At 55.2% G+C, this 18,643-nt stretch carries 17 protein-coding genes and 1 pseudogene; 10 read left to right on the plus strand and 8 right to left on the minus strand.

Annotated elements, in window-relative coordinates; all coding sequences use genetic code 11:
- The 3 genes from ACZ5FM_RS19860 to ACZ5FM_RS19870 are packed head-to-tail and all read left to right on the plus strand — an operon-like array spanning nt 1 to nt 2,529.
- Nucleotides 1-912 carry an ABC transporter permease gene (locus ACZ5FM_RS19860; RefSeq protein WP_371815344.1) on the plus strand — a complete coding sequence of 304 codons (912 nt, stop codon included), beginning with the start codon at nt 1-3 and terminating at the stop codon, nt 910-912.
- Nucleotides 905-1,759, plus strand: a complete 855-nt coding sequence (locus tag ACZ5FM_RS19865; RefSeq protein WP_464041032.1) for an ABC transporter ATP-binding protein — start codon at nt 905-907, stop codon at nt 1,757-1,759. Before ACZ5FM_RS19860 ends, ACZ5FM_RS19865 begins: the two co-directional genes overlap by 8 nt.
- Entirely contained in the window at nt 1,756-2,529 is a 774-nt protein-coding gene (locus ACZ5FM_RS19870) for an ABC transporter ATP-binding protein (RefSeq protein ID WP_464041033.1), read from the plus strand. The genes ACZ5FM_RS19865 and ACZ5FM_RS19870 overlap by 4 nt, the downstream gene beginning before the upstream one ends.
- A 348-nt stretch (nt 2,530-2,877) precedes the next feature.
- On the opposite strand, the gene ACZ5FM_RS19875 is transcribed toward ACZ5FM_RS19870, so the two are convergent.
- Complete coding sequence (locus ACZ5FM_RS19875) at nt 2,878-3,789, minus strand: LysR family transcriptional regulator (protein WP_464041034.1); 912 nt, start codon at nt 3,787-3,789, stop codon at nt 2,878-2,880.
- Between the two features lie 262 nt (nt 3,790-4,051).
- Between ACZ5FM_RS19875 and ACZ5FM_RS19880 the strand changes: the two genes are divergently transcribed.
- From ACZ5FM_RS19880 to ACZ5FM_RS19895, 4 genes are read left to right on the plus strand one after another with little or no spacing between them, the layout of a single operon-like run.
- Nucleotides 4,052-6,133: a TonB-dependent siderophore receptor gene (locus tag ACZ5FM_RS19880; protein WP_464041060.1), complete on the plus strand. Its 2,082-nt coding sequence runs from the start codon at nt 4,052-4,054 to the stop codon at nt 6,131-6,133.
- A 26-nt stretch (nt 6,134-6,159) separates the two neighbouring features.
- Nucleotides 6,160-7,065, plus strand: coding sequence for an iron-siderophore ABC transporter substrate-binding protein (locus tag ACZ5FM_RS19885; RefSeq protein ID WP_464041035.1), 906 nt, complete (start codon nt 6,160-6,162; stop codon nt 7,063-7,065).
- Nucleotides 7,062-9,029, plus strand: coding sequence for a Fe(3+)-hydroxamate ABC transporter permease FhuB (gene fhuB, locus ACZ5FM_RS19890; RefSeq protein WP_464041036.1), 1,968 nt, complete (start codon nt 7,062-7,064; stop codon nt 9,027-9,029). The genes ACZ5FM_RS19885 and fhuB overlap by 4 nt, the downstream gene beginning before the upstream one ends.
- Nucleotides 9,030-9,075: 46 nt before the next feature.
- Complete coding sequence (locus ACZ5FM_RS19895; protein WP_464041037.1) at nt 9,076-9,885, plus strand: ATP-binding cassette domain-containing protein; 810 nt, start codon at nt 9,076-9,078, stop codon at nt 9,883-9,885.
- A gap of 25 nt (nt 9,886-9,910) precedes the next feature.
- On the opposite strand, the gene ACZ5FM_RS19900 is transcribed toward ACZ5FM_RS19895, so the two are convergent.
- The 4 genes from ACZ5FM_RS19900 to ACZ5FM_RS19915 all read right to left on the minus strand — a co-directional run bounded on the left by ACZ5FM_RS19900 (nt 9,911) and on the right by ACZ5FM_RS19915 (nt 14,217).
- The gene (locus ACZ5FM_RS19900; protein ID WP_464041038.1) at nt 9,911-10,861 is read right to left on the minus strand and encodes a sugar-binding transcriptional regulator; all 951 of its coding nucleotides are present in this window, start codon (nt 10,859-10,861) and stop codon (nt 9,911-9,913) included.
- A gap of 22 nt (nt 10,862-10,883) precedes the next feature.
- Nucleotides 10,884-12,356: an FGGY family carbohydrate kinase gene (locus ACZ5FM_RS19905; protein ID WP_464041039.1), complete on the minus strand. Its 1,473-nt coding sequence runs from the start codon at nt 12,354-12,356 to the stop codon at nt 10,884-10,886.
- Between the two features lie 83 nt (nt 12,357-12,439).
- Nucleotides 12,440-13,408 carry a transketolase family protein gene (locus tag ACZ5FM_RS19910; RefSeq protein ID WP_312949492.1) on the minus strand — a complete coding sequence of 323 codons (969 nt, stop codon included), beginning with the start codon at nt 13,406-13,408 and terminating at the stop codon, nt 12,440-12,442.
- Nucleotides 13,408-14,217, minus strand: a complete 810-nt coding sequence (locus tag ACZ5FM_RS19915) for a transketolase (protein ID WP_464041040.1) — start codon at nt 14,215-14,217, stop codon at nt 13,408-13,410. The genes ACZ5FM_RS19910 and ACZ5FM_RS19915 overlap by 1 nt, the downstream gene beginning before the upstream one ends.
- A gap of 356 nt (nt 14,218-14,573) precedes the next feature.
- On the opposite strand from ACZ5FM_RS19915, the gene ACZ5FM_RS19920 reads away from it, so the two are divergent.
- From ACZ5FM_RS19920 to scpB, 3 genes are all read left to right on the plus strand, one after another.
- A complete protein-coding gene (locus tag ACZ5FM_RS19920; RefSeq protein ID WP_312949487.1) occupies nt 14,574-15,467 on the plus strand; it encodes a helix-turn-helix domain-containing protein in 894 nt (297 codons plus the stop codon).
- Nucleotides 15,468-15,605: 138 nt separating this feature from the next.
- Complete coding sequence (locus ACZ5FM_RS19925; protein ID WP_464040509.1) at nt 15,606-16,541, plus strand: DUF1403 family protein; 936 nt, start codon at nt 15,606-15,608, stop codon at nt 16,539-16,541.
- A gap of 2 nt (nt 16,542-16,543) precedes the next feature.
- Entirely contained in the window at nt 16,544-17,239 is a 696-nt protein-coding gene (gene scpB / locus ACZ5FM_RS19930; RefSeq protein ID WP_464040510.1) for an SMC-Scp complex subunit ScpB, read from the plus strand.
- A gap of 426 nt (nt 17,240-17,665) precedes the next feature.
- On the opposite strand, the pseudogene ACZ5FM_RS19935 reads toward scpB, so the two are convergent.
- The 3 genes and pseudogenes from ACZ5FM_RS19935 to ACZ5FM_RS19945 all read right to left on the minus strand — a co-directional run.
- Nucleotides 17,666-18,085 (minus strand): annotated as a pseudogene (locus tag ACZ5FM_RS19935) (transposase); the annotation flags it as partial.
- A 6-nt stretch (nt 18,086-18,091) separates the two neighbouring features.
- Entirely contained in the window at nt 18,092-18,430 is a 339-nt protein-coding gene (locus tag ACZ5FM_RS19940) for an FUSC family protein (protein WP_464040511.1), read from the minus strand.
- Nucleotides 18,318-18,620 carry a hypothetical protein gene (locus tag ACZ5FM_RS19945; RefSeq protein ID WP_464041071.1) on the minus strand — a complete coding sequence of 101 codons (303 nt, stop codon included), beginning with the start codon at nt 18,618-18,620 and terminating at the stop codon, nt 18,318-18,320. The genes ACZ5FM_RS19940 and ACZ5FM_RS19945 overlap by 113 nt, the downstream gene beginning before the upstream one ends.
- Between the last annotated feature and the right edge of the window lie 23 nt (nt 18,621-18,643).

The raw sequence follows: 18,643 nt of genomic DNA on the forward strand, positions 1-18,643 counted from the left end.
ATGAAGAACGGATCTTTCACCACCCTGCATAATTGGTTGATCAGCGAGGACTTCACGTCTTCCCGCCAAGCCAGGCTACATAAAGCTTATGTTGCCTGGCTTGGGCTGCTGGCCAATCCGCTGGCCTTTACCGGCTTTCTGGTGGTTCTTGGATTGATTGTCGTGGCTATTGTTGCGCCCGCCATCACCAGCTACAGCCCCTATGATCAAGATCTATCGCGCGCCTTGCAGCCACTATCTTGGCAGCACTGGTTTGGCACGGATGAATTTGGTCGTGACGTTTACACCCGACTTGTCTATGGCGCGCGAACAACCCTCTACATCAGCATTCTGGTGACACTGATCGTCGCGCCCATCGGCTTCATGATTGGAGCGATGTCCGGTTATCTCGGGGGATGGGTGGATGTGGTGCTGATGCGCATTACTGATATTTTCCTTTCCTTTCCGAGCCTGGTTCTGGCGCTGGCCTTTTCGGCGAGTCTTGGACCTGGCATCGAAAATGCGGTGATTGCCATTGCATTGACGGTGTGGCCCCCAATTGCCCGCCTTGCGCGCGCTGAAACGTTGACATTTCGAAATGCCGATTTCGTCGTAGCTGCAGAGTTGCAGGGTGCGGGAATGATGCGCATTCTTCTACGTCATATCGTGCCGCTTTGTGCACCATCCGTGGTCGTGCGTCTGACACTGAATATGTCCAGCATCATTCTGACGGCTGCCGGTCTCGGCTTCCTTGGTCTCGGTGCACAGCCGCCTATGCCGGAGTGGGGTGCAATGGCAGCGTCAGGGCGTCAATATCTGCTTGATGCCTGGTGGCTAACGACCATTCCCGGCATTGCCATTCTCATAGTCAGTCTTGCCTTCAACCTGCTGGGTGATGGCCTGCGCGATATTCTGGACCCAAGAAATGGCTGATTCAAAAGAAACAATTCTGAGCGTCGAAAATATGTCGGTGGAGTTTCCAACACTCTCTGGCGTGGTGACCGCAGTGCGTGACGTATCCTTCAATGTCGGGCGCGAGAAGGTCGGCATCATCGGTGAATCCGGCTCCGGTAAAAGCACCGCAGGTCGTGCTATCATGCGCCTTCAGCCTCCGCACGCGCGTGTCAAAGCCAAACGCATGCAGTTTGAGGATGTTGATCTCCTTAAGGCAAGCGAGCAACAGATGCTGTCGATACGCGGCCGTCGTATCGCCATGATCCTTCAGGACCCGAAATATTCACTCAACCCGGTGATGACGGTCGGTGAGCAGATTTCCGAGACGGTTATTCTGCACGAACATGTCTCGAAAAAGGAAGCAAGGTCGCGTACGCTAGCGATGCTAGAGCGGGTGAATATCCGTGATCCACAGCGTGTTTTCGATCTTTATCCGCATGAGGTCTCTGGCGGTATGGGCCAGCGGATCATGATCTCCATGATGCTGATTGCCTCGCCATCGTTGATCATCGCCGACGAGCCAACCTCTGCACTGGATGTCACGGTGCGTCAGCAGGTGTTGTCAATCCTTGATGAACTGGTCATGGAGCGCAACATTGGCCTGCTGTTCATCTCGCATGATCTCAATTTGGTGCGTAGTTTCTGCGACCGTGTCATCATCATGTATGCTGGGCAGATTGTCGAAACCATTGCTGCAGCTGATCTCGATAATGCGCGCCACCCTTACACGCGCGGTCTGTTGAATGCACTGCCGAGCCTAGAGCATCCACGTGACAGGCTGGATGTGTTGCGGCGCGACCCGGCCTGGTTGGAGAACCGTTCATGAGTATGATTAATGTCGAAAATCTGCAGGTCTCCTATGGCGCTGGTGATACGCTGCTGCGCGTGGTTAATGACGTGTCTTTTGAGATTGCCGTCGGCGAAACATTTGGTCTGGTCGGCGAAAGCGGTTGCGGGAAATCGACCGTTCTTGGTGCCCTTGCCGGGCGTAACCGGCAATGGACAGGGGCCGTCACCATCAATGGTGAAGTCATTGGACAGAAACGCACAAAATCGCAACTCGCCACACAGCAGATGGTGTTTCAGGACCCATTCGGATCCATCCACCCACGCCACACGATCGGCCGTACATTGCTGGAGCCACTGGAAATTCATGGCAAGGACCGCCGCGAGGAGCGGATTGAAAAAGTGTTGACCGATGTCGGTTTGCCGCACAGTTTTCGTTACCGCTTTCCGCATCAGCTTTCAGGTGGCCAGCGTCAACGTGTGGCGATCGCTCGTGCGCTTATTCTGGAGCCTCGCATTCTGCTGCTGGATGAGCCGACATCAGCACTCGATGTGTCGATCCAGGCGGAGATCCTCAACCTGCTGAAAGACCTCCGGGAGCGTGAGAAGCTCACTTACATTCTTGTCAGCCATGATCTGGCTGTCGTCGCGCATCTGTGTGACCGGGTTGCGGTTATGCAGAACGGCGTGTTTGTCGAGGTCGCCGAAAAACAACAGCTTATCGATGGCACAGTGAGCCATCCCTACACCCGCGTGTTGATGGACGGCAGTCGGGGTTATGTGCCCAAGCGCAGCACTGCTCCAGCCTGATCTTTATTCTGGCAGCCTGACTGAGACGTTAACTTATAAGGGTTGGGGTAGCGCGTGCATTGCGGACGTACCCGGTTTCAATGTCGCTTTCGAGGCCTATCGTTTGCAGTTTTTCGATGACGGTGCGGATGCGCTCTCTCCCGCAGAATACTACGCTTCGTTTCTGCTGGCCCATCTGAAGAATCTGATCAAAGTTTGCCGTGCATGCCACATGATTCCAGCGTCGATGTCACCGCTTCATTACCCGAGGCGGCTCAGTCCGGAATGTTGTTTTCCGGACAGTTCTTAATATCCGCACCCCTTTGACGCCAAGACCTTTGATCTATGCAGGCATTCGGATAGGCAAATTTATAGCCGATTGTAGGTGATGAAGGCGCGCACCGCAGGCGATGCTTCGGTTTTGCGGTGAGCAATGGCAAGATCCGAAGTAATGTTGTTGTCAATGATCGGCACGTATCGGATCGTCGGCAACATCAGACAATTCAGCGACTTCGGTACCAGCGCAATTCCAAGTCCAACAGCCACCATGCTGGAAATGGTGGTAAAATCGCGCCCGAGTGGGCTGATGATCGGCTGGAACCCGGCCTCGTTGCAGGCGCTGATCGTGTTGTGATGAAACCCGACATCCGGTGGCTGTCGCGGTGTGATGAAGGTCTCATGTGCAAGGGCGGATAGTTGAAGCTGTTTGGCGTGGGCAAGTGGATGTTTTTCAGGCAGCACGACCACCAGCGGCTCTTTCAAAATGATGTTGGTGGTTATGCCTTCCGGTGTCGGAGCCGGCGGCCTGATGTAACCGAAGTCAAGCGTGCCATCTGCGATGCTTGCAAGTTGCATGCGCATTTCCATTTCGGTGAGTTGCAGTTCAACATCCGGATAGGATGAGCGAAAACTGGTGATGGACTGCAGCATGGAACCGGCATAAGCGGCCGATGCGACATAACCGATCGAGATGCGCCCTGTCTCGCCACGGTCAAGGCGTTTAAGTGCTGCAAGTGTCGCATCCGCGTCGGCCAGCAGCTTCTTGGCGTCAGCATACAGCAGTTGCCCCGGCAAGGTCAGATTGACGGAGCGTTTCGTCCTGTCCAGCAGGGGCATGCCGACAATTTTCTCAAGGTTCATGATTTGCTGGCTAAGACCGGGCTGCGCAATGCCGAGTCTTGCTGCTGCACGCTCGAAGTTTCTCTCGTCCACCAATGCGGTGAAATATCTGAGATGACGAAGTTCAAAACTGTCCGCTTTGGCAATTTTGGGTCCAGCCATGGCCGTCGCTTTCGAGGTGAAAACTAGAAGAATTACAAACTATGCAATTCTGTGATTATCATAATTTTAGATTATGAAAATACTTGTCTCTGCTTATTGGAACATTGTGAGCCCTCTGAGTAATAAGATGACAAAAAAAGTCCAGAAAATATGTCGTCTCGACATAGGACATGTGATTGGCTGTCATTTGAGGGTTTGCAACGTGGGTATCAATCAGAAGCGCAGGGCACTTTTGACGACTGGTCATGTCTTGGCTGTTGCTATGGTCATGGTATGGCCGCAACTGGTTAGAGCGCAGGATTCCGGCAGCGCGGTACAACTCGGAACAATCACTGTGCAAGGCGAAGGGCAGGAAAACCCTAAGGGACCTGTAAAGGGTTATGTTGCCAAAAGCAGTTCAACGGCCACCAAAACAGGCACGCCTATCCTTGAGACACCACAATCCGTGTCGGTCATCACCCGCGACCAGATTGATGCGCAGGACGCCAAGACGCTTAGTGAGGCGTTGCAATATACGCCGGGCGTCGTTGCTGCCCCTTATGGTTCTGACGCCCGGTTCGATTCTCCGACAATTCGCGGGTTTGATGGGCGTCAGGTCCAGTTTCTGAACGGGCTTCGCATCATGCGCACCGCCGGTGCCGCACCGATCGAGCTCTATGGTCTGGAACGGGTAGAAGTGCTGCGCGGTCCAGCTTCTATTCTGTATGGTCAGGCCAACCCCGGTGGCTTGATCAACCAGATCAGCAAACGTCCGACATTTGATGCTTTTGGTGAGGTTGGCGTCCAGATCGGTAGTGACGACTATTATCAGACGATGTTCGATCTTGGCGGTCCGATTGCCGATAGCGAAAACTTCGCCTATCGCCTGACGGGCGTGGCACGCAACGCCCACGATGAAAGCGGCTTTCTCGATAACGACCGTTATTTCGTCGCGCCTGCTTTCACCTGGAAACCGGACGACGACACGTCATTGACAGTCTTGACCAGCTTCCAGCGCGATAATCCAAGCTCACCGTCTGGACTGCCGCCAGCCCTTACCTTGAACGCGACGGGTGTAATGCTGCCGCGCGGTTTTTATGTCGGCGATCCGTCATTCGATTTTTCCAATCGTAAACAGACCAATATCGGTTACGAATTTGAACATCGGTTTGATGAAACCTGGACCTTCAGACAGAACTTTCGGTATTCGAACCTCGACTGGAACTATCAATCGCTTGGGATGAGTTCCGCAGGCAATGGTATGGCTGGCAGCCTCATCGCTCGAAACGCCACTTTTCAGGACGAACGTCTGAATACGTTTAATGTCGACAACAACCTGCAGGCCGAGTTTGCTACTGGCGGTATCGACCATAAGCTGGTGTTCGGTCTTGATTATCGCAATTTCGATAACAAGGTAAAAACCGAGTTCTGGCGGGCGACCCCACTTGATCCTGTCAACCCTGTCTATGGCGGACCAATCTCACTCATTTCGCGCTCGACATATGCAGATGTGAAATCGACCCTAACGCAACTTGGCATTTATGCTCAGGACGAGATGTCCTATGATAACTGGCGTGCAACAGTTGGTTTGCGTTACGACTGGGCCAGCACGGAAGGTGGAGCGGTTGCTGCGCCTGGCGCGGCTCCAAGATCTCGCAGCAAGGATGATGAGAAGCCGACTGGTCGTGTTGGTCTTGGTTACGTGTTCGACAATGGTATCGCGCCCTATGTCAGCTATGCCACATCGTTCGAGCCAACGCCGGTTCCCGCCAATGGAAAATTGCTTGAACCGACCATGGGCGAACAATGGGAAGCCGGCATAAAATACCAGCCTGAAGGCTGGGACGGTTTCTTCTCCGCTGCCGTTTATGATCTGCTTCAAAAGAACGTCTCTTATCAGATTGCCTCCCTTGTTTACGGCCAATATGACGTACGTGTAAAAGGTCTGGAGTTGGAGGGAGTGACCAGCCTTGCGGATGGGCTCAACCTTCGTGCAGCCTATACCTACATGGACACGGAAATTGTCAGCGGCACGAATAACGCCAGACGTTATGAGAATGCGCCAAGGCACTCTGCAGGGCTGTGGCTGGATTATACCTTTGCGGAAGATACGCCCCTGGAAGGGTTTGGCATGGGTGCTGGCGTGCGATATGTCGGCCAGCGCTACGGCAACTCAGCCAACACGTTTGATATGAGCGCCGTGACATTGTTTGATGCGGGTGTGCATTACGACAAAAACAATTACCGTGCCTCGCTGAATGTCCAGAACATTGCAGACAAGGAATATCTAGCCAGCTGCGGTACATTCGGTTGCTATTACGGAAATGGCCGCACGGTAATGGGCAAGCTGACCTATCGCTGGTAAATACGGGCAATTGATAACGATCCGGAATGACGGTGCACACAAAACTCAACGTATCAGGCCTCGGGCGGCGACAGGTTCTTGGCCTGCTCGCCGCACCGCTATTTGGGCGGTTGGCACAAGCTGAGGTCTTTCCGCAGCGTGTAGCAGCCATTGATTGGGCGATGCTGGAAACCGTCATGGCGCTTGGTGTCGCGCCTGTTGCCGCGACTGAACTTATCCAGTTCAGAAAGGATAGTGTCGAGCCGCTGGTGCCGGAGACTGTCGCAGATCTGGGTTTAAGAGGTTCGCCGAATTTTGAACTTCTCTATCTGTTGCGGCCTGAGCTTATTCTGATTTCGCCATTTTATACCCGCTATCAGCAGCAGCTTGAAGCCATTGCACCAACCATGTCGCTGCCGTTTTACGTCAAGGGTGAACCGCCCTTCGGCAAAGCACTTGCGGCGGTCACTGTGCTGGGCGAGCGACTTGGCAGGTCCACACAGGCGCAAGAGGTACTGCAGCAGACCGGGCATTCGCTGGAAACGATGCGTGCGCGTCTTTCACCCTACGCCAATCGTCCGACCTACATCATCAATATTGGTGACAGCAGGCATTTTCGCGCTTTCGGCAGCGACAGCATGTTTGGCGACATCCTGATGCGACTTGGTCTGCCGAATGCGTGGCGTGAGGGCTCGCGTTTTACCTTCGCAGCGCCGGTGCCGCTGGAAACTCTTGCGGAAAATCCGGATGCGCGGATTGTCGTTGTGTCCAATGTGCCGGTGGAGGCGCGCAGCGGGTTGCGCAGAAGCCTGATCTGGAACGCGCTTGAGCCAGTCAAGAACAAGCGATTGGTGATGCTGGACAACATCAATCCTTATGGCGGTGTGACGGCCGGCATGCGTTTTGCCAGGTTGTTGACGGAAGCACTGCTAGCCAATGAGGATGCGCTGTGACCGTCAGGACAATCTGGAGCCTTGCCGCTGCAACACTGCTTCTGGCTCTGGCACTCGCCACCTATACGGCACTGCAAAGATTACCATTGCAGAGTTGGCCTCCCATTCCGTTTGATGCGGCACGGATGACAACCGACCAGATCATTCTGGCTTACGCCATATTGCCTCGCTCAGCGGTTGCGATACTTGCGGGCGCCATACTCGGGCTTTCCGGCGCACTTCTGCAACGGCTTCTACAAAACCCGATTGCCGACCCGTCTACGCTTGGCGTGTCTGCAGGCGCGCAACTTGCCATCGTTGCCGGTACGTTGTTTTTCCCGGAAGTGCTGGATGGCTACCGCGGTCTGGTAGCCCTGTCCGGTTCGTTCATGGCGGCATCGGTTGTTTTCCTGCTTGGATGGCGGCGCGCCTTCGAGCCTGTGTCCATGGTTGTCTCAGGTCTTCTGGTCGGCGTGACGGCGTCTGCGGTTTCTGCGGCACTGACCCTGTCGCAGGGCGAATATCTGATGTCCCTTGTCACCTGGAATGGTGGTTCGCTGAGCCAGCAGGACTGGTCGGTATCCCTGTCATTGCTGCTTCAGTTGATCGGTGGGCTGTTCCTGACCTTGCTTCTGATCCGACCCCTGGTGGTTCTGGCGATTGGTGATGCCGGTGCGCGGTCTCTCGGGGTCTCGCTTTTCGGGATTCGTTTTGCCATCGGGGCATTGGCTGTTGCGCTATCCGCCGGTGTTTCAGCTGCTGTGGGACTTGTGAGTTTTATCGGACTTGCTGCACCAGCACTGTTGCGGGGGCTTGGTGTTCGTAAACCAGCCCATATCCTGTTTGCCGCTCCAGTCGCTGGGGGCCTATTGCTTTGGCTCTGCGACGGTTTTGTCCAGTTGCTGGCATCGACAACCAGTGAAAATTTCCCGACAGGTGCTGTGACCGCGCTGATCGGCGGCCCGCTGCTGTTGTGGCTTTTGCCGCAGGTCCGCTCCGATGATGCCCATCAATCCGGAATTGCGGAACAACTGAACCGACGATCGCTGCGCAGTCTTCTGCGGTTGTGTGCTTTTATCCCGGTCATTGTCTTTGTTGCACTGGCTGTTGCCAAAACCGCTGATGGCTGGGTGATTTTGAAGATGCAGGACTTCAAGGATGTTCTGCCGCTTCGCTGGCCCCGCCTGCTGGCGTCGGCTGGTGCCGGCGGTCTGCTTGCTCTCGCGGGTGCCATTCTGCAGCGTCTGACCGGCAACCCGATGGCAAGCCCGGAAGTGATTGGTGTGAGTGGCGGAGCAGGCATCGGTTTTGCCGCCGCGATTACTGTTTTCCCGGCAGCTGGCATGTTGCAATTGTTTGCCGGAGCAGGGCTTGGTGCAATCGCCGTGATGATTGTTGTGCTGATATTCTCCAGCAGGCAGCATCTTTCGCCGCAACGCATTCTGCTGGCCGGTGTTGCGGTCAGCTCTTTCAGTTCTGCAATCCTGGCAGCACTGCTTGCAGTTGGTGATCAGAGATCATGGCAGATCCTGTCCTGGCTGGGGGGTACTGCGTCGACCGCGACACCGGTTTCCGCCATGGTTTTGGGCGCACTCGGCGTTATTATACTGTTTCTATGCCTGACATTGTCTCGCTGGTTGACGATCATGCCGCTCGGAGCTTCCGTGCCGCAAACGCTGGGAGTGCCTGTCCGGGCAGCACGAATTCTGATGATATTGGCTGCCGGGCTGGCAACCGGCGCTGCCGCGTTGCTGGTTGGTCCGCTTAGTTTTGTGGGGCTGATGGCGCCGCATATTGCCTTCAGGGCAGGATTTACAAGATCTCGCGATCATATGCTGGCGACGTTCCTGCTGGGAGCAATGCTTATGCTGATTGCAGATATCGGCGCAAGAACAGTGACATTCCCTTACGAACTGCCGTTGGGATTGTTTGCTGCGATGGCGGGCGCGCCCTATCTCATTTGGATGATAGGCAGGCGCGCATGACAAATGTGACTGCTATTATGTATGCGGTAATGAGAGGATCAAGGGCATGAACAGTGTTGTTACATCGCAAAACGATGAGGCTGCTCCCTTGTTCTCATTAAACAATGTATCGCTGTCTTTACAGGGCAGGACGTTGTTGCAGCCCTTGACCCTCGCTCTTCCAGCGAAAAGAACAGTTGGTCTGATCGGTCATAATGGCTCCGGCAAATCGACTCTGCTGAAAATCCTTGCCCGTCTGCAATACCCGACCGGCGGCGATGTGTCCTTCTGCGGCAAATCACTGTCGGAGTGGGGTAATCGCGAGTTTGCCCGAGCGCTTGCTTACCTTCCGCAAAATACACCGCCAGCATCGGGCATGCTGGTGCGGGAATTGGTGGCTCTTGGTCGTTACCCATGGCATGGGGCGCTTGGTCGGTTCAGCACTCTTGATCAGCAAAAAGTAGATGAGGCAATTGAGCTGACAGATATCGGACCATTCCTTGACCGGCTTGTCGATACGCTGTCTGGCGGTGAACGCCAACGGGTGTGGCTGGCGATGCTGGTTGCCCAGGACGCACATTGCCTGCTGCTAGATGAGCCAATTTCAGCGCTCGATGTGGCGCATCAGATTGAGGTGCTGTCACTTGTTCAGCGTCTCTCGCATGAAAAGGGTCTCGGTGTTGTCGTGGTGCTGCACGACGTCAACATGGCGGCCCGCTTCTGCGACGACATTATCGCACTTCATTCCGGTAAGCTGATCGCCCGTGGCAGCCCGGATGAGATCATGACATCGCAAGCCCTGCAAAAAATCTACGGTGTTTCAATGGATGTCATCACGCATCCGGCCACCGGCAGGCAGGTGGCGCTGGCGCTATAAACCGTTGCAACCGCTCTGAAAAATCTCAATTTGTCAGACGTGCGGCGGTAAATTTGTCGGTGACCAGCACGTCGATGACGCCAAGTTTCAACGCGCCTGCAATGGCTTCGGTCTTGGACTCTCCACCGGCCAGTGCCATGACGCGATTTGTCTTACGCAGCTCTTCGAGTGAAAGGCCGATAACCCGATCATTGAGTGGTGTTTCCACCGGTTTGCCGTCCTTGTCGTAGAAACGATAGGAGATCTCGCCAACCGCGCCGGCATCGTGCAGCATGGCCATTTCCTGCGGCGAGAAGATATTGCCGGACCGGGCCAGAAGTTCTGACGGTTCGACGGCGCCAATGCCGACAATGGCGAGGCTAAGGCGGCTGAAAAGGTCCATGGTTTCACGCACAACCGGGTCGGCCAGCATGACAAGCTTTGCTTCTCGCGATGAGGTGATGCCTTGTACGAGGAGAAGGCGCGGTTCGCCACCGGTTAACCGGGCCAGACGCGCTGTCAACTGTGTTGCGTGGGTTTGCACTGATGCATCGCCCATGCCACCAAGCACCTGCACAATGTATTTGGCCTTTGCGTTTTTTAGCGGATGAATGTTGTCCACCATCCGCAGAATGGTCTGGCTCCAGCTTGAAACACCGATGATTTCATCCTGCTGAAGGGTGACCTCCAGAAAATGTGCGGCTGCTTCGCCAATTCGCGCGGTAATGGCGCTGTCCCGGTCTTCCGAGCAGTCAATGACGATCGCTTCGGTGAGATTGTAGCGATCACGCAGGGCATTTTCGAGGTCGGCAAAGGTACCGGCGGGTGGAATCACTGTCGTGCGAACAATGTCCTCCTGTTCGGCGCGCTTCAGCATGCGCGACACGGTTGCCTGCGACATATGCATGATTTCAGCAATTTCGGACTGCCTTTTGCCTTCGATATGGTACATCTGGGCAATTCGGGCGATCAGTCGCAGCTCATTGAGCCGTGCCATGCAAACCTCCGGCAGTGAATTTTTATTCACTCATAGATGAAGGGACGGACACGGTCGAGCGATAGATTGCGTCCTGCCAAACATGCAGGCGATCCATAACATCGGAGCTCCGTGGGGTGATTGTATTGCTGTTGCGTGGCAGCGCACTGATGGCTGCCAGATCCGGCCACACACCCAGTGAAAGGCCCGCAAGATAAGCGGCACCCAGTGCTGACGCCTCTGGCGCATCACATTGAATGATCGACCGGTCCAGAACATCGGCCACGCATTGCATGAGGAAAGTGTTCTGGCTTGGGCCGCCATCGACGTAAAGACGACCCATTGGTGTCTGCGACTGCGAGGCCATCGCTTTGAATACGTCATGCACCTGAAATGCGATGGAATCGGTGACTGAACGCGCCATCTGCGCCCGCGTTGTGTTGAAGGTCATGCCGGAAAACAATGCGCGTGCATCAGAATGCCAGTAGGGCGCGCCAAGCCCGACAAAGGCCGGCACAAAACCGGGGCCGCCGGGGGCGGCCGTTGCGGCAAGTTCGGTAAGTGCCTGCACATCGGCAAGGCCAAGCATCTCCACCATCCATGGAAGAGAAGCGGCTGAAACCAGAATATTACCCTCAAAAGCATAGGTCGGTTTGCCCGCAATTGACCACGCGATGGTGGTGGTGATGCCCTGTTGTGGCGCGATGAAACCGGGAAGGGTGGTCATGATTGACGACCCTGTACCGAAGGTTGCCTTGCCGTCGCCGGGATTAAAGGCGCCATGACCGAACAATGCGGCATGGCTGTCTCCGATGGCGGATGCGATCGGAATGCCGTCCTTAAGACCCGGCACATTTTTGGTGATGCCAAAATGCGCGGCGCTGTCGCGAACTTCCGGCAGCGCAGACTTGGGAACACCAAACAGGGCACACAGTTCGTCGCTCCAGACTTGGCCGTTGAGATCATATACCTGGCTGCGGGCGGCATTGGCCGCATCACATGCGTGGACTGCGCCGCCGGTAAAGCAATGGATCAGCCAGGCGTCGATGGTTCCCAGTTTTACGTTACGTCCTGCTGGTGCTCGATCCAGAAGCCATTTCATTTTCGGGCCAGGGAACATCGGGTCAATTGGCAAACCCGTCAGTGCCTGCACGCGCGGTGCATGTCCGGCGGCAATCAAGGCGCTGCAGGTGGCAGCGGTACGGCGGCACTGCCAGCTGACCACTGGCCCCAGAGGTTCGCCTGTTTGCGCATCCCAGATGGTGACGGATTCGCGCTGGTTGGAAATTGCAATGCCAATGATCTCGACATCGGGAATCGACTGAATACAGCGGTCGATTGCTTCCTGAACGGATACCCATAATCTGACGGGACTCTGCTCGACCCAACCGGGCTCAGGGTGCTCGATGCCAACAGGTGACGAGCCACGCGACAGGATTTCGCCTGCCGTGGAAACAAGCACGGCCTTCGAATTTGTGGTGCCCTGGTCAATGGCGAGAATGGCAGTCGTCGTCATGGCAGCTCCGGTCGAGGGGCATCAAGGGCCGGGCAGTTGGCTTTAAACAAGATCTGCCCGGTTTTGAATTTAGGCATGGCAATTCACGCCTGTGAAGGCTTCCGTGCAATCAGCGCCGCGGCTGCATCTGCGATGGCGGCAGGCGACATACCGAACTCATCGAGCAGGAATTCTGCAGAGCCGGTCGGTGCAAAAATGCCGGGAACGCCAAGGATCTTCATAGGCACAGGTGCCTCAGTCACCACACATTCTGCAATGGCAGAGCCAAGACCGCCATATATAGAATGTTCTTCGGCCGTCAGGATGGCACCTGTTTCCTGTGCCGCCTTAACAATGGCATCGATATCGAGGGGGCGAACGGTTGCCATGTTCAATACCCGGGCTTCGATCCCCTTCGCGGCCAGAATCTCGGCGGCTTTCACCATACGGTGGGTCAGCGTGCCGTTGGCGATTAAAGTGATTGCATCGCCATCCCGCAACAGATTGGCCTTGCCCAGCTCGAAAGTGTGATTGGCGGGCAGTAAATCCGGTACGCCGACACGCGATAGACGCAGGAAAACCGGGCCGTCGAAACTGGCGGCCCATTCGACGGCGGCTGCGGTTTCGACGGAGTCGCATGGTGCGATGACCGGAAGGTTCGGAAGAACGCGCGTCCAGGCAAAGTCTTCAATCGAGTGATGTGTCGGGCCGAGTTCGCCGTAGGCCATGCCGGAAGAAATACCGATCAGCTTCACATTGGCATTGGAGTAGGCAATATCAGCCTTGATCTGTTCAAGCGAACGGCCGGTCAGGAAGCAGGCCGCGCCACAAACGAATGGCAAGAGGCCACCATTGGCGAGGCCAGCACCAACGCCAACCATGTTCTGTTCTGCAATGCCGACGTTGACGAGGCGTTCCGGCCATTTGGCTTTGAAACCGCCAAGTTTGGAGGAGCCGACGGAGTCGTTACAGACGGCAACGATCCTGGAGTTTTCCGCGCCAAGGCGCTCCAGCACGGCGACAAAGGCGTCGCGGCAATCATGCAGTTTTGGAGAAGGTGTTACAGCGTTCATCACAGCGTCTCCGAAAGCTCAGCCAGGGCAATTTTATACTGATCAGCATTTGGCACCTTGTGATGCCAGTCGACGGTATCCTGCATGAAGGAAATGCCGTGGCCCTTGTTGGTATGGGCGACAATGCAATGCGGTTGGTGACCGCGCGTTTCCAGAGCTGGCACAATTTCGTTCATGGCATTTCCGTTGATTTCGGAAACGGTCCAGCCAAAAGCCTCGAGTTTGGAGGCAAAGGGCGCGAGATTGTTGGTGTCCTTGAGGGCGGCACCCTGCTGGAACCGGTTATGATCGATGATCAGTGTCAGGTTCTCGAGGCCGAACTGTGCTGCGGAAGCGATAGCTTCCCAGTTTGAACCTTCCTGCATCTCGCCATCACCTGTCAGGACGTAGGTGTGATACTTCGCGCCTGTTATCTTGGCTGCCTTGGCCATGCCGACGGCCACCGGTAGGCCATGGCCCAATGGGCCCGTGTTGGTTTCAACGCCTGGAACCTTGTTGCAATTCGGGTGACCGTTCAGGCGCGAATGCGGCTTGAGAAAAGTGCTGATTTCCTCTTCCGGGATGAAACCTCGTTTGGCCAGCGTCACATAAAGCGCCAAGGCAACATGACCCTTGGAAAGTACAAAACGGTCCCGATCAGGGTGTTTGGGCTGGTCCGGCCAGATGCGCAGAACCCGGAAATAGAGGGCTGTCAAAATGTCGATTGCCGACATCTCTCCGCCAATATGGCCAGCTCCGGCTTCGACAACGGCTTGAAGATCGCGAAGACGAATTTGTCGGGCGATATGTTCGAGATCATTCGGCTGCATGAAATCCTCGGATTGAATATATATTCACGTATCAATATATTTTCACATTGACGTAATAAGTCAAGCGTTAACTGCCATGAGCGTGCCTCTCAATCGCGTTTCATTTTGTTTTGAGAATTAAAAAGCCGTCATGAATAAATATTCTTAATTGGGTGGACTGAATGACAATGCATGCGGCCGCGTTGGCAGCTGAATGACAAAACAGTTGCCATCGCAGTCAAACATGATTATTTTTATCATAATAATCCGTGATGGCATGGCAGCTCAGAGAGGCGGTTTTCCAGGTTGGAAAACGTCCTTGAGGTCGAATTTAACGCCTGTGCCGGTTTTTATGAAAAACGTTGAATGTAATTGACATGACATACATGCACTCGATGATTTGCCATACAGACGGCATCAAGGTTACGGCGCCGGTCAAATGGCGGGGCCTCGATGGCATCATGAGTGTGTTCTGGGATGCTGAAGGGCAAAATGGCGCAAGTGCCTATTACCTGTCTCCTGATCCACGTATCGTCATTTTTCTGAATGATGTGTCGTCGCATATTCATATGTCCAACCGCGACCGCGCCGACGTGCAGCAATATCGCCCGATGATGCGGGCCATTTACGTGCCCGCCGGCGTGCCATTGTGGACGAACTTCACTGGCACGCACCGGTTTTCTCATCTTGATCTACATCTGCACAAGGATCGGTTGCTGCGGTTTCTGTCACCATCGATCGGTACATCTGCCGCTCTTGCCGCCCTGCGCAAGCCTGTTGAAATCCAGGACATTCGCTCGATTGAGATGCTGGCCGGTCTGGTCATTGATGAGCTTTCCTCGCCTTCACGTCATGCGATCTATGCTGAAAGCCTCGTCGGCAGTATCGTCGCCGGTCTCCTCGATATGCCAGATGATGTCGGTGAACCCTCCAACGGGCGGCTGACGCAGGCGCAGATGAACAAGTTGATCAGCGGCGTGAACGCCCGCAGCGATTGCCGCATGACAGTTGCCGAAATGGCTGCTATCGTTGGCCTGTCGGAAAGCTGGTTTGCCAATGTTTTCAAGCAGACAACGGGCAAGACACCGCTGCAATGGCAGCTTGGAAAACGGATTGATCTGGCACAGAAAATGCTGCTTGAGAGTGATTTGAGTGTGGCGGGCGTGGCTGCGCAGCTTGGGTTTTCAGATCAGGCGCATCTGACAAAGGCATTCCGACAAGTCTCTGGTCAGACGCCCGCCGCGTGGCGGCGCATGCAACAGTTCAGCTGAGATATCAGCCGACAGGATATGCACTTAATGGTCAAAATCGTAAAAGTGCCATCTAAGACATGCTGTGCGCAAACTATCGCGCATATGGCAATAAGTGCACTTGTCTGTTAGCCTTTGTGGATGAAAAGAGCATCACGCATGGGTGTGACTGTAGCCTATTCACCCACAATCATTCCGGCCTGGGCTTCCGACAGAAAAAATGCCGTGACGGAAGCGGATGCGGCCTTTCTTGCCGGTTCGGCTTTGAACTCGCTGGACGGATTCATCAAAAAAGATCACGCGTGGACAGGGTGCTGGCGAAGCCGCCTTGCACTGCGCTGCGCCATTTCGGCCAACCAGATGTTGGGCCGTGAGACCGAAGAAGCCGCCTTGCGCGATGCGGTATTGATGGTGCGACCCGGTGACAATGCCGGGCCTGCCGGAAACGTCCTGCTTGCGACCAGAATGCTGAAGACGCGGATGGATTTTATCAGCAGCAAGACCCTGCAATCCCTGACGGAGCTTTTTGCATTGCGATGGGACAGCGCGCTTGCTGACCTTCCTGTCGTGATCGACGAGATCATGCAAAAACCACAGGCCGCGCCGATAGCGGTGGCGGAATTGGTCACAAGAATTCATGCCGTTCGGCCCGATGTGGAGGTTTTGGCGTGGTGGCTGGGCGATTGGGTTTTGGCGAAACGGCTTGGCTGGAATTTGCCCGTGCCGTTTTTTCTTGCCCAACGCTACAGCGGTGCATTTCGGACATCTGCTGGAAAAGGACGCGTGGCGCCGGGAGAGCAGGGTTTCAATCGCGCGGTTTCCATAGCGCTTGTTCACGGGACGGAAGATGTGTTGCTGATGGCAAATGAGATTGGTCGCCGCGCGGACCGAACGATAGCCAGTTCTGCCACCATTCGCACCAAGGGCGGAGACCGGATTATCAGACAGCTTTTGAGCGAAGATGCCGTGTCAGCCTCGGCACCGGGCACGGACCTGTCCCGCTGGGCAAGCAGCAGATTTTTCGAACGGTTGGAGACCATGGGTGGGGTGAGAGAGCTTTCGGGCCGCTCTACCTTCCGGGTTTACGGGATTTGAAGATGGAGATTGACGGCCCCGCCAAAAAAGAACGTCGCGATAGGCGGTCAAGCAGCAAGATTGAGATCCCGCTGGATACCGAACTGGAACATTTGCCGGCCGAGTTTCGGTGGCGAGAATGGATGATGCGCGTCGAGGCAATCATTTTTGCCGCATCAGAACCAGTTCGCCGCGAAACGCTGGCTCGCGTTGTGGGGGAAGGCTGCGACATTGATCGACTGATTGCTGATCTGCGCGCAGAAATGAAACCGAGGCCCTACGACATTGTTTCCGTGGCTGGTGGCTGGCAGTACCGCACCAAACCGGCCTATGCACATGCAATCAGGGCATCGAAAACACCGACACGTGCGCTGGCCCCGGCTATCTCCCATCATGAGGCCATGGTGTTGATTGCAATTGGGTATTTCCAGCCAATCACGCGTGGCGAGCTGTCGAGAATATTCGGCAAGGAAATTTCGCGCGATACGATTGCCAGTATTCGAGGAGCCGGCTTACTCGATACCGGGCCGCGCAGTCCCATGCCCGGCGCTCCATATACCTATGTGACGACGAAATATTTTCTGTCGGCTTTCGGGTTTGAGACACTGCGTGATTTACCGGATATCGAAGCCCTTGAGGACGCAGGCCTGTTGAATAGGACAGCTGTTGTGGTGACTGACTCCGCGATCGAGAATATGCAGCAAGCAGACGAAAAGTAGGTGTGCCCGCTCAGTTTCTGCTTCCAGGGATGTCCGAAACACCAGTGGTCTTAGCCGATGTTTAGTGGGTAGCCAAAGAGCAATGCTGCTGCAATTGATTGGTTAAGGGAAGCCTCACGCGGACCCAAGCATAGCAGTTTGATTCCGTCGGCTAGCCGCCTGCGTCGGGTCAAGTGGATTAGACGTACTTCGTTGCCATGTCGGGAACGCGACATCTTTTTCACTTCTTCGTTATACATCTCACTATTCCTGCAAACTCGTCCGTTGCTGGGAGCACGGTTGTCTCCGCGGTCGACAAGCAATCGCCGCATCTTGGGTTTTCACGGGGCGGGTCTTCCTATTTTCAAGACGCAGTCTCAAGGAACTGCGACCGAACCGACGGAATGACCCAACCCACGTCCACAGCGGGGACGGTCAACATCTCAGTCAGATTGAGACGCTGATGCAGGTAACCCGGCAATTTGCCTGCGCAGCAGCGCCAGCCAATGGATTGATCGCTTGCCTGGGATTGAGCATGCTATGCACAATGACCGCAAGTTTTCGCGCAACAGCAACCGCGGTACGTTTGAAGCCCAGCCGCTCACGCAGCTTCAGCCCCCAGATCTTAAGAATGCATTCGGTCCTGACAGTGGTTCTTGTTAAGTGGACGGTTGCCACCTCATAGAGTAATCCCCGCAGCCGACCGTCACCGCGTCGCGAGATATGGCCATCGTAATCGATTTTGCCGGACTGGTAGGGCCGCGTCGTCAGTCCGAGGCAGGCACCCACTGGGTGCGAGGTGGCGACGTCATCAGGATATTTGATCGCTGCAATGTACGAGACGGCCGTGACGGCACCAACGCCTGGAAATTGTCATCCGGAAGCTTCGTAGCCTGGCTCTGGCTTGAAGCTGCGAGTACCGGAAAGAGGGTTGGCCACGACGTAGATAGTGGCAACCGCCCAGAAGGGGCGTGGAAGATCGAAGTTGATTGCCACGAGGTAGGCAAGCATCGCTGCAAGAACGTCTTTAGTGAAAAGATGACCACGCCAGTTGTAAGCACAGGCTGAGTGCTCATGTCTCATCAACCGATTGGGAGGCCTAATCGTCTGTCGCGGTTTTCCTAGTGTCGAACAGACCATAAATTTCCGGAGAAACATAGCTGAAAAATGGAGAGGCGATGCACGCCTGAACGTAGGCTTCAACTTGATCATCACACGTAATAATCGGAGGAGCAGACCGTGGCTTTGTCATAAAAGCACGGAACTTCGAGAACGGGGCGCGAGCCAAGCGCAAAGCGCTGTGGATGCGGACTCGAAGCGCAATCGTACCAATGATCGGGCAGTTTAAGCTGTTCGTGGTGTAGTGGCTGGTTGATGCCAGGTCGTCATATCTAGCGGTCATGTTTGCCTCCGGGCTTTATATTT

The organism is Agrobacterium sp. 5Ca50 (assembly GCF_055381905.1).